This window comes from Microvirga sp. GN3 (assembly GCF_055792825.1).
In genome coordinates, this window is sequence record NZ_JBVVAK010000220.1 from 1 (window position 1) to 10,599 (window position 10,599).

Annotated in this window: 7 protein-coding genes and 4 pseudogenes; 9 read left to right on the top strand and 2 right to left on the bottom strand. The window is 61.2% G+C overall.

The genetic code is table 11. From position 1 onward, the window contains the following. Window positions 1–1,346 precede the first annotated feature (1,346 nt). Together ACS5Q1_RS43700 and ACS5Q1_RS43705 are read left to right on the top strand one after the other, a co-directional pair. Window positions 1,347–3,014: a sensor histidine kinase gene (locus ACS5Q1_RS43700; protein ID WP_473104089.1), complete on the top strand. Its 1,668-nt coding sequence runs from the start codon at window positions 1,347–1,349 to the stop codon at window positions 3,012–3,014. Then, a complete protein-coding gene (locus ACS5Q1_RS43705) occupies window positions 2,929–3,522 on the top strand; it encodes a response regulator (protein ID WP_473104090.1) in 594 nt (197 codons plus the stop codon). Before ACS5Q1_RS43700 ends, ACS5Q1_RS43705 begins: the two co-directional genes overlap by 86 nt. Window positions 3,523–3,854: 332 nt before the next feature. Here ACS5Q1_RS43705 and ACS5Q1_RS43710 read toward each other — a convergent pair whose 3' ends face one another. Both ACS5Q1_RS43710 and ACS5Q1_RS43715 read right to left on the bottom strand, forming a co-directional pair. Next, window positions 3,855–4,244 (bottom strand): ATP-binding cassette domain-containing protein, encoded by a 390-nt coding sequence (locus ACS5Q1_RS43710; RefSeq protein ID WP_473104091.1) that lies wholly within the window; start codon window positions 4,242–4,244, stop codon window positions 3,855–3,857. Beyond that, window positions 4,237–5,787, bottom strand: a pseudogene (locus ACS5Q1_RS43715) (ABC transporter ATP-binding protein/permease). The gene ACS5Q1_RS43710 and the pseudogene ACS5Q1_RS43715 overlap by 8 nt, the downstream one beginning before the upstream one ends. Window positions 5,788–5,991: 204 nt before the next feature. Here ACS5Q1_RS43715 and ACS5Q1_RS43720 point away from each other — a divergent pair. From ACS5Q1_RS43720 to ACS5Q1_RS43750, 7 genes and pseudogenes are all read left to right on the top strand, one after another. Next, window positions 5,992–6,210, top strand: coding sequence for a hypothetical protein (locus ACS5Q1_RS43720; RefSeq protein WP_473104092.1), 219 nt, complete (start codon window positions 5,992–5,994; stop codon window positions 6,208–6,210). Window positions 6,211–6,335: 125 nt separating this feature from the next. Then, window positions 6,336–7,370 (top strand): IS630 family transposase, encoded by a 1,035-nt coding sequence (locus ACS5Q1_RS43725; protein WP_473104095.1) that lies wholly within the window; start codon window positions 6,336–6,338, stop codon window positions 7,368–7,370. Window positions 7,371–7,786: 416 nt separating this feature from the next. After that, a complete protein-coding gene (locus ACS5Q1_RS43730) occupies window positions 7,787–8,353 on the top strand; it encodes a carboxymuconolactone decarboxylase family protein (RefSeq protein WP_473104093.1) in 567 nt (188 codons plus the stop codon). A gap of 167 nt (window positions 8,354–8,520) precedes the next feature. After that, window positions 8,521–9,306, top strand: a complete 786-nt coding sequence (locus tag ACS5Q1_RS43735; RefSeq protein ID WP_473104094.1) for a 3-hydroxybutyrate dehydrogenase — start codon at window positions 8,521–8,523, stop codon at window positions 9,304–9,306. A gap of 146 nt (window positions 9,307–9,452) precedes the next feature. Next, window positions 9,453–9,686: pseudogene (locus ACS5Q1_RS43740) on the top strand (IS6 family transposase); the annotation flags it as partial. A 145-nt stretch (window positions 9,687–9,831) separates the two neighbouring features. Beyond that, window positions 9,832–10,188: pseudogene (locus ACS5Q1_RS43745) on the top strand (transposase); the annotation flags it as partial. After that, window positions 10,157–10,599 (top strand): annotated as a pseudogene (locus ACS5Q1_RS43750) (transposase); the annotation flags it as partial. The pseudogenes ACS5Q1_RS43745 and ACS5Q1_RS43750, both read left to right, overlap by 32 nt.

A 10,599-nucleotide genomic window follows, 5' to 3' on the forward strand; every position in this document is an offset into this window, starting at 1 on the left:
ATTCTGTATTGCTCGACGGATTGCCTCTGTCGTCGTGGCGCTGCCGTGTAGAACCTGCCCCATAGTGCTTCCTTCCACTCATGCGAAAAGATTGCACCATCAAAGTCCGGGATTAAACACTTAGGCCGAGATCACAGGTCCAGCGGCTGATTTCCGGTCGGTTCCCAAGACAGCCTGTAACAGTCCAGGGTTAGCAAGTTCATGGTACAAGGCAGTCCACCAAACCTTGGTATAGGTCTCTCAGACTAACAGAGGACCCGATTGGACCGATGGAGAATGGGCTCATGCGTTTTCCTCGAGGTAGCCTGTTCTTCAGGTCAAGACAATCGACAGGGAGCCAGAAGCCATGTTGAGACGCCTGCCGTCTATGATTGCTGCGTCACGCTCTCTTCCACAGGAGGACCAAGCTCCACAGGAGGGCCAAGCGGTCTCGGCAATCAGGGAGGCTGTTCTCGATGGATCGGCCTCTCGATTTAGCGAGGGCCGCAAGGTACAAAGCAGCTGCAACCAAGCCGGCCGCCTGAGAGTGGGCTGCGATAGATGGGATCCATCTTAAAATGGACGGGTATCTCATCAAGATTCTAAGCCATCACACTGTTACCTCGCGCCACATAGTGAGCTCGGGTGCTCGATCCATGCGCCACGACGAGATCGAATATTGCTTGCACTGCCCCATACACGTGGAGATCGCCGATGCTGCACATGCTCGTGGTGGCACTAGGAATGGCCCTCATTGGCCTGTGTTTGATCGATAGCTATCCACTGACCGGTCTGACGTCGTTGGGGCTGCTCGTCTACTACACTGTCACCCGGCGGAAGCGATCCTGACAGACGCGCAGCCATGATCATTAGTGCGTACGAGAGCTTGCTTGCCTGGCGCATGATGTGCATCCTCGACGGCGAGCCAACCTTCCACCAGATTTGCTTCGACAATGCGGCGTCGAGACCTTCGTCAAAACCTTAAGCCGAATTAGCGCGCCGCCTTCCAGACCAGGGCTGAGGCCGACAACCCCTTTGTGGCACTCCATCAATGAATTCTACAAGCCTGCCCACTGCATTCTTTGCTCGATACCGCGGGTCCAGCCAAGTCCGAAAGGCTCGTGGATTGTCATCGACTGTGCCACCGACCGACTCGCGCTGAATCTCTCCACACAAGCGAACTCGTCCGCTGACGCGAGCCAACACCACATGATCGGGTTCAACAGCATGAGCCTTCCAAGATCCACAAATGACGGTGCCTCGTGGCGTCAGTCTGTGAGATTTGACAGGGGTTCGGCTCCGGCTCGTCGGGCTAGGGTAGCCTCATGGAGCCAAAGCGTGATGCAATGGCCCCAACGGAGTGGATCATGCGACGGTCACGTCTTTTCTTGTCGTTACGAAACTCTCTGCCGGTCAAGCTTGCGCTTATGGCTGCAATTTTTGTGCTCGCGGTTGTCACGGTGCGGATCCTGAGCCTTGATCGCCTTGCCCATGTGGATGCAGTCTCGGGCGAGGTTCAAAATCGCTGGCTCGACTCAGTCCGGCTTCTCGGGGCGTTGAATCATCACATCGCCGCTGTTCGGGCGGACGAGGCCCACGTCCTGCTCAGCCGGGATGCATCGGGAAACTGGACCAGTTCAGACGACCTGCAACGAACTCTCAATGAAGTTGCACAAGACACCGACCGCTATCGCTCAATCCCGCACGACATGGACGAAACACAGGCTTTTGATGGCTTTCTGAAGGACTGGGCGGAGCATGGCCAGCATGCGCAAGCGATCGTATCGCTTGCTCAAAGTGGACAAATAGCCGACGCGACTGCCTTGTTCGAGGGGAGTGGGCGCTCCAGCTTTCAGCGTGCCACCGAAGGGCTCCGCGACTTGATTGGTCTCACCGAGACCAAGGCGGACGCAGCCCGCAAGACCGCTGCCGAGACGATCGCACGAGCGCAACGCTTCGTATCGGACCTGATCCTTTCGATGCTCTTCTTATTCGCGACCTTGACCATCTACCTGTGGAGCTCCGTCTCGCGCCCGCTTCTCGAGCTTGCCAGGCGCATGCGGCGCCTCGCCTCCCATGATACGAATTTCTCCATTCCCTATGAAAGCCGGCGAGACGAGATCGGGGATGTGGCGCGCGCTCTTGTTGTCTTCCGGCGAAACACGATTGAGCTTCTGGAATCGCGCAAGAGCCTTGCGATGCAAGCCGATGTTTTGGCGGGCTCACTCGAGAAGGAGCGAGCGCTCGCGATCGAGCAACGGAACTTTATAACGACTATGTCGCACGAGTTCCGCACGCCGCTGACCGCGATCGATGGCAATGCGCAGCGCCTGATTGCGACCAAGGAGCGGGTCACCCCGGACCAGGTTGCCGACCGCGCGCACAGGATCAGGGCGGCAGTGTTCCGGATGACCAGCCTTGTCGTGAGCCTGACCGGTGCAATGGAGGTGAAATACGCCCCGGCCCAGGATCGGACACGCCGTTTTGATCTCTCTACGATGCTACGTGATCTCGCGCGCTACTACCGCGAAGTGGGTGTCGATGGCGTACTTGAGGAGCGGATCGGCGAACTCCCAAAAGAGGTTAGTGGCGATCCGGAGCTCCTCCATTATGCCCTTAGCAACTTGATTTCGAACGCCTTCAAATATTCGCCGGAAGGAGGTATCGTCACGCTGACGGCGAGAGCTCAGGGCGGCTCCGTCGAGGTCACGGTTGAGGACCGTGGCCTCGGCATACCACCGGACGAGATCGATCGGGTTCGTGAGCGGTTCTATCGCGGCAGCAATGTCGGCTCGCTCCCTGGGACGGGAGTGGGACTACATCTTGTCGACCAGATCGTTCGCCAGCATGGTGGCAGCCTTCGGATCGACAGTGAAGTCGGCCGGGGCACCCGAATGACGGTGTGCTTGCTTGTCGAGAGTGCAGACCCATCGTTATTGGAGGGCGAGTTTGAACAGGATTTTGTGCGTCGAGGACGACGAGGAGACAGCGAGCCTTCTGGTGGAGGCCCTGAGCGAACTCGGCTACACGGTTGAGCACGCGCCCGATGGTGAGCAGGGTTTGGCTGCTATCCTTTCGGCCCGGCCTGATCTGGTCATCTGCGATGTGCGCATGCCGCGCATGGGCGGCTTTGAGCTCCTGGAGAAGGTGGCGGCGGCCGGGCCGGCCTTTGCCGAGATCCCATTCGTGTTCCTGACGGCATTTGGTGATCGGGACAGCGAACTGGTCGGGCGGCGGCTCGGCGCGGACGACTACCTGACCAAGCCGGTCGACTTCGAAATGCTCGGCGCCGTGATTGAGAACCGGCTGCGGCGCCGGCTCGAGCGCTTTGGGCCGCAGCCGGAGATCCACCTGACCGGCCGAGAACGGGAGGTTCTGACCTGGGTCGGGCGCGGCAAGACCTCGTCCGAGATCGCGATCATCCTGGGGATCCGCGAGCGCACGGTCAACTTCCACTGCGATCAGGCCATGAAGCGGCTTGACGTCACCAACCGCACCCAGGCGATTGCCAAGGCCGTCGCCCAGGGCCTGATTACAAGGTGATCTGGCGTTGCAGCTGACCCGCAGACGCGGCTCTTCTGAGCTCTGTGTCGAGAAGGCACTACGAGTGTCTACACTGCAGCAGGTCGACGTGGCTTGTCCAGACATGAGCCGGATCTGTTGCGACTTTGAGGCTTGCCCCACCTGAGTTATGACACAAGGATGTTGAAAGGGGCTGGTGATGAAGCAGAATAATGAGGACCTGTTCAAGTGTGAGGGGTTCACGGTGGAGATCATCTTATGGACCATACACTGGTGTCTACGATTCCCGATCCGCAGCGCATGTTGGCGAACAAAGGCATCCGACTAGATTGAACTGATCTGTTTCGCTGAATTCAGACTGCGGTGGCGGACCGAACGACATCTCGACGCTGTGAATCTGGGCATTGCGCCATCCTTCTCTCGTCCGGCTGCGTGTGGCCGTCTGCCACGATCTGCCGAGGGCCGCTGAGTGCCGTCGAGTGCTGCACCTTATCCCTCATCCCGCCGGCGAAACTGGTCACGCGATCGTGCAGGCGGATCAGGCTTGATCGATGCCCCATCGAAATCACACCGGTCCCTGGTAGCCTGCGGGTCAGCAATGCGTAAAGGCTCGCCTCGGCGGCCTCATCGAGGGCCGAGGTTGCCTCGTCGAGGATGAGCCAATCCGGGCGATGCAGCAGCGCGCGAGCGAACCCAACGCGCTGTTGCTCGCCACCGGAGAGCTGCCTCGACCAGTCAGCCACCTGGTCCAGGCATTCCGCGAGCCGGCCGAGGCCGCAATCCGTCAGGGTGGCAGCAATCTCGGGTTTGGAAAAGCTGCTCTCGGATGAGGGATAAGCGAGGACGCCGCACAGGGTCCCGAGCGGCAGGTAGGTCCGCTGCGGCAGGACGAGCAGGCGCGTGCCCGCAGGCACCGTGATCACACCCGTGCCGGTGCGCCAGCATGCGGATGAAGCTCGACTTTCCGGGCCCGGATGGCGCGGTGATCAGGAGCCGCTCGCCGGGGTGCAGCTGAATCGGTGGAACCTCGCCGACTGCGGTCCCGTCGGGAAGGGTGATGACCAAGTCATCCACCGAGAGCGCGGGCCCCTCCCCGTCCCGCCGCTTGACGCCACCCTGCGCCGGGGCCTCGGCTTGCGCCGCCGCGATCGCGGCCTCAAAGCCGATGAGCCGCTCGATCACCGCTCTCCATTCCGCCAGGGTCGTATACGCCATGACCAGGAAGGAAAAGGACGATTGTACCTGGCCAAACGCGGAGGCCGTCTGCATGAGCCCACCGAGCTGCAGAGCCCCGGAGAAATAGAGGGGACTCACCACGACGAACGGAAAGACGACAGCGGCTTGCGTATATCCTGCCGTGAAGAAGACCAGGCGCTTCTGGCGGGCCATGATCTGGAACTAGTTCCGCACAATCGAGCCAAGCCTTGCGCTGAGCCGCTCCGTCTCGGCCGTCTCCCCGCCCAGCAATGCAACCTCCTCCGTGTTCTCCCGCAGCCGCACGAGGGAAAACCGGAAATTGGCTTCGTAGCGCTGCTGGTCGAAGTTGAGCCGGACAAGCGGTCGGCCGATCACATGCGAGATCAGGGTGCCGACGGCCGCATAGAGGAATGCGCCCCAGACCAGATAGCCTGGAATGACGACACTTGTCCCGAACAGAGACAGGGGTATGGATGCCGAAAGTCCCCACAGAATGATGCCGAACGAGATCAGCGTAACGAGCGAGCCCAGGAAATCGACACCGATTGACAACGTCTGGCTGATGAAGAGCTGAACATCGTCTGCGATGCGTTGGTCAGGGTTATCGGCGCGATGGCCCTGCCCGTGAATGCAGTAGTGCGTGCCCTCGGAGAGCCACGCGCGCAGGTAACGTTCGCTCATCCATCGCCGCCACCGAATCTGCAGCCACTGGGACAAGTAGAGCTGATAGACCTGAGACACGATCGCGGCACTCGCCAGGCCGGCGAAGATCATGAGTTGGTGTGCGAACACGCTCCAATCTTTATCCTGAAGAGCGTTGTAGAAGGTGTTGTTCCATTTATTCAGTGCCACAGTGAGCGCCACCTGGCCGAGTTGCAGCGCCACGACACCGCCCAGGAGCGCACGGGCGCTCCATCGTTCCTTAGATCGAAAGTAAGGGAGGGCAAGCCTCAGCGGTGCATCCAAAGGGCCAGCTATGCGGAACATACGACACCCGTTCATCAAAGGACAAACTCTCCCGATGGGGGCTCGCGCCCGCTCGCTCCGTCGGCGCACCTGCGGATGTCGGCACCTACGACAAAGTGGCATCAATCCAGATAGTCCATTCCAGGTCGCGCGTCTGCCTGCGAGATCTGACAGGGGATCGGCGTGCTTGTCTGGTCTAGGTTGTGAGGGTGACGGCAGCAAGGTTTGCGGCTTGCGGTTGCATCCGCAAATGGGGGATGCACGAGGTCTACGGCGCTCGTAAGCCAGCGCTAAATCAGTTCATTGGCAGGGGAGCAGGGGAAAGCAATGGGTATCTACAACTTGTTCCGGCGCAAGGGCTGTAGTGCACTCTGCTGTGTGGTGCCAGAAGACTCCCCGACCCCCGGCTTCCTCAGCGCGACAATCTGGGACTTCATGGGAGGGATCAATACCGAAGCGTCGCAGGTGCTAACCGGATTTGACGAAGCCGCTGCGAAGCTCGTGATCCCCCTCAACGGGTTCTATTTGTTCCAGGAAGCGGGCTAACAGAGCCGGACCTGTTACAAATAGGAAGTATAGCCACTTCAGATTCGGTTATGGCGCCGCGCCATACTCGTTTGGACGGCTTGGGTGCTCGTGAAATCCACGGCCGGTCGATCCAGTTTGGCGGGATAGATCATGTGGACATGCGCAAGCTGCCGGCAGTCGCGCAAGAGGAGCGTCGGCGGCAGGTGGTGGGCCTGCGCGAGAGCGGTCTGACTTATGATGCCATCGCGGCACAGGTGGGCCTGACCCGCACTGGCGTGTTCGATATCTGCCGCCGCTTCGCCGAGCAGGGCCTGGCCGGATTGGCCAGCGGACCACGCGGCCCGGCCCCTGGCACAGGACGGTTTCTCCCGGCCGAGCAGGACGTCCAGATCCGCGCTCTGATCAGCCGGCACACGCCCGACGAACTGGGCCTGCCCTTCGCTCTGTGGAGCCGGGCAGCGGTGCGGGAGCTCATCGAGCGATCCTGTGGGGTCCGGCTGGCGGTGCGCACCATCGGCACCGATCTGGCGCGCTGGGGCTTCACGGCCGAGACACCGCTCCGACGCGCCTACGAGCAATCGCCGAAGGCGGTGCGGCACTGGCTGCGGCAGGACTACCCGGCCATCGTGGCGCAAGCCAGAGAGGAGAAGGGCACGATCTTCTGGGGAGATGAGACCGGCCTGCGCTCGGACGATGTGCGCGGTCGCAGCTTTGCCCCACGCGGCCGGACGCCGGTGGTGCGCCCCTGTCATAGGCGCGCGGGACTGGGCCTGATCTCGGCTGTGACCAACAAGGGCGAGTTGCGCTGGATGGTGCTCGATGGCGCCGTCAAGGCCCCGAGCCTGATCCGCTTTCTCGGGCGGCTGATCCAGGATGCCAACGGCAAGGTGTTTCTGATCTGGGACAACCTGCCGGTCCATCGGGCCCAGGCCGTGCGGGGCTGGGTGGCCGCGCGTCAGGAGCAGATCGAGGTTTTCCACCTGCCCTCCTACAGTCCGGAGCTGAACCCGGACGAGGGTCTGAACGCCGACCTGAAGCAGGCTGTAACCCGCAAGCCACCTGCCCGCAGCAAACACGAAGTCAAGCGTACCGTGATCAGCCACATGCGCCGGCTGACAAACCTGCCCGAGCGGATCCGAAGCTACTTCGGGCATCAGCCATTCCGCTATGCCGCGTAGTTCAAGATCGCCCAAGCCGGATCAATAAGTGCTTGATTCCCAGCCACGCGCCTGCACCGCATAGTTGCGACAGGTAAGTGGAAAGCAAGTTTGCAACAGGTCCTGATCAGGCGCAGTGCAGCCGTGCACCTGTAGCGGCAATCTCTATGGCCATGGTGACCCCGAACCACGCTCGTATCATTGACGTGGCGAGAAGATTTCGCAGGGCCCGAGGCGCCACAGTGCATTTTGCCTGTCGTGCCTGCGACAGCGTGCAACCGGAACGTAAGGAGCATGCCGACGCTTGATGTCTCATCGACCTGCCACGCGGCCATGGACCTCCCCTGGAGCGACGGCCTGAACGACAGCAGCTGCTTTGAAAGAAATAGGACACCATTGGGCTACCTCCTGACAACCCGAAGCTTGAGGAACCTGCCATGCGTCTCGCTCTACTCTCGTCTCCCGATCTCAGCCCCCAACAACAGAAACTCTATGACGACATGCGAACTGGCACTGAGAGCAACTTCAAGGGCTTTCAGGCGATCGACAGTTATGGCGGGCTGATCGGCCCATGGAACCCGTGGCTGCATTTTCCGAAGTTCGGCGGCCCAATCTGGGAGCTGGTCAAGGCCCTCTCCGCCTCGCCGGCATTGCCACGACCGGTTCGGGAGGTCGTCATCCTCGTCACCGGGGCGCACTTTCACTCAGCTTACGAGCTTTACGCCCACGTTCTTGTTGCGGAGGCGCGTGGACTAGCAGACGAAAAGATCGCGACAATCGTGGCTGGGCAGCGCCCGATAGATCTCACTCGGGAAGAGACGGTCGCGTATGACGTTGCTTCGGCACTTGTGTCGGGCAGCGTCCTTCCCGAGCTGGTCTATCGTCAGGCAGTGGCGACCTTTGGCCAGGATGGTGCCGCGGAATTGATCCATCTGGTCGGGCTCTACTGCCTGGTCTCAGTGACCCTGAACGGCTTCGACGTGCCTGTGCCGGAGAGCAATTGAGGAACGGCGATCCGGACCTGTCATTGAAGCTCGCCTCCGGATATGGGACGCCTGCGTCCACGATAGGCAACCCCAATCCTGTCAGATCTCCCAGAGTGATCAGGTCCGTGCGATACACCATCTTGCAAGTCTAATGCGCATACCCGTGCGGCGACATGGAGGCTTCAATGACGCTTCATTCGAAATCTGCCGTCGTGACAGGCTCGACCAGCGGTATCGGCCTCGCCATCGCCAGGGCTCTCGCCAAGGAAGGGGCCAATGTGGTCATCAACGGCTTCGGCGATGCGGGCGAGATCGAGAAGACCCGTGCTGGCATTGAGAGCGAATTCGGCGTCAAGGCGATCTATTCGCCGGCCGACATGTCGAAGCCGCATGAGATCGAGGAAATGATCCACCTCGCCGAGCGGACATTTGGCAGCGTCGATATCCTCGTCAACAATGCGGGCATCCAGTTCGTCTCGCCGGTGGAGAATTTTCCGGTCAAGAAATGGGACCAGATCATCGCCATCAACCTGTCGTCTGCCTTCCATGCCATCCGCGCTGCGGTGCCGGGCATGAAGGCGCGCAAATGGGGCCGCATCATCAACACGGCCTCGGCCCACTCGCTCGTGGCCTCGCCGTTCAAGTCGGCCTATGTGGCGGCCAAGCACGGTATCGCAGGCCTCACCAAGACGGTGGCGCTCGAGGTTGCGGCCGACGGCATCACGGTCAATTGCATCAGCCCCGGCTATGTCTGGACGCCTCTCGTCGAGAAGCAGATTCCCGACACCATGAAGGCGCGCGGGCTGACCAAGGAGCAGGTGATCAATGACGTGCTTCTGGAAGCGCAGCCCACCAAGCAATTCGTGACCGTCGATCAGGTGGCGGCGCTCGCGGTGTTTCTGTGCTCCGATGCAGCCAGCCAGATCTCGGGTGCAAACCTGTCGATGGATGGCGGCTGGACGGCAGAATGACGGGCCGAGCCAAAAAACCGATCGGTGCCCCGCGCGGCCTCGCCGGACCGAAAGCCGAGAAGTCGGTCTCACTGGCCCTGCAAGGGGGCGGCGCGGCACCGTCACGTTAACTCAGGGATGAGGTCGAGCGGTGTAGATGAGCCGGCATGCTTAAACCCGTCAGCTACAAACGTCACCGCTTCCCTCCCGAGATTATCGCCCATACCGTGTGGCTCTATTTCAGGTTCCCGCTGAGCCTTCGGTTGATTGAGGAGATGCTCCTCGAGCGCGGAATCATCGTCTCCTACGAGACTGTCCGTCGCTGGGTTCTGAAGTTTCGATCGGACTATGCCCGCCGCCTCAAGCGCAAGGCCCCGAACCGCCGCGACATCTGGCATCTCGCGAGGTTGTGATGGCACCGTCAACTTAAGCCAATAGGTGCTCTTTTAGGCCATCCCGTCCAGCCCTAACCCATTGAAAGTACGGTGCCGGCTCCCGGCCGAAATGCCCAAAAAGGCAAGTGAACCCGTTAAGTTGACGATGCCGGCTCGCGAGTATGCCCGCGGTTCGGTTCACGCCAACTCGGCTGAGGACTTCAATGACCGGGTGCGCCGCACCGTCTCGGGCGTGTTTCACCACATCAGCCCGCACTTGGCCGATCTGTACTTCAATGAGATCGGCTTTCGCTGGTCGCAGCGGGTTGTCACAGGCCAAGCGCCGCGACGGACGCGCAAGGGACGGCAGGTGACCAAGACCTTGTGGGCGCGAATACCGCCTGCCTTGCAGCTCCCAGCGGTGGTCCGCTCGGCCGTCGGACGCGAGATGCGCTGGACCAGAGCGGGTGGAATCGACCTTATCTCAAAGGTTGCTGCTGGACGAGCAGATCGCCCGTCTGGATCATGAGATCGCCCAGCGGGCCAAGGAGAACGAGGCAGCGCGCCGGCTGATGACCATTCCCGGGGTGGGCCCAGTGACCGCAGTGGCCCTGGCGGCCCTTGCCCTACCCGCTGAGGTCTTCAAGTGCGGACGGGACTTTGCCGCCTGGGTCGGGCTCACGCCAGCACTCGACCGGCGGCAAGCCGAAGCTCGGAGCGACCTCAAGAATGGGCGAGCGAACCTTGCGCCGCTTGCTGATCATCGGGGCGAACAGCGTCTTGCTCCAGGTCGCCCGCCATGGCGCTCCTGCCGGGTCGTGGATCGCCCGCATGGTCGCGCGGAAACCGCCCATGCTGGTGCGGGTGGCGCTCGCCAATAAGATGGCGCGCATTGTGTGGGCCCTGCTGGCGAGAGGTGAAGTGTATCGGGCTCCGGCTG

Coding starts and splice junctions, on each gene's coding strand:
- ACS5Q1_RS43700 (WP_473104089.1), top strand. CDS start 1,347: ATGCGACGGTCACGTCTTTTCTTGTCGTTACGAAACTCTCTGCCGGTC.
- ACS5Q1_RS43720 (WP_473104092.1), top strand. CDS start 5,992: ATGGGTATCTACAACTTGTTCCGGCGCAAGGGCTGTAGTGCACTCTGC.
- ACS5Q1_RS43730 (WP_473104093.1), top strand. CDS start 7,787: ATGCGTCTCGCTCTACTCTCGTCTCCCGATCTCAGCCCCCAACAACAG.
- ACS5Q1_RS43735 (WP_473104094.1), top strand. CDS start 8,521: ATGACGCTTCATTCGAAATCTGCCGTCGTGACAGGCTCGACCAGCGGT.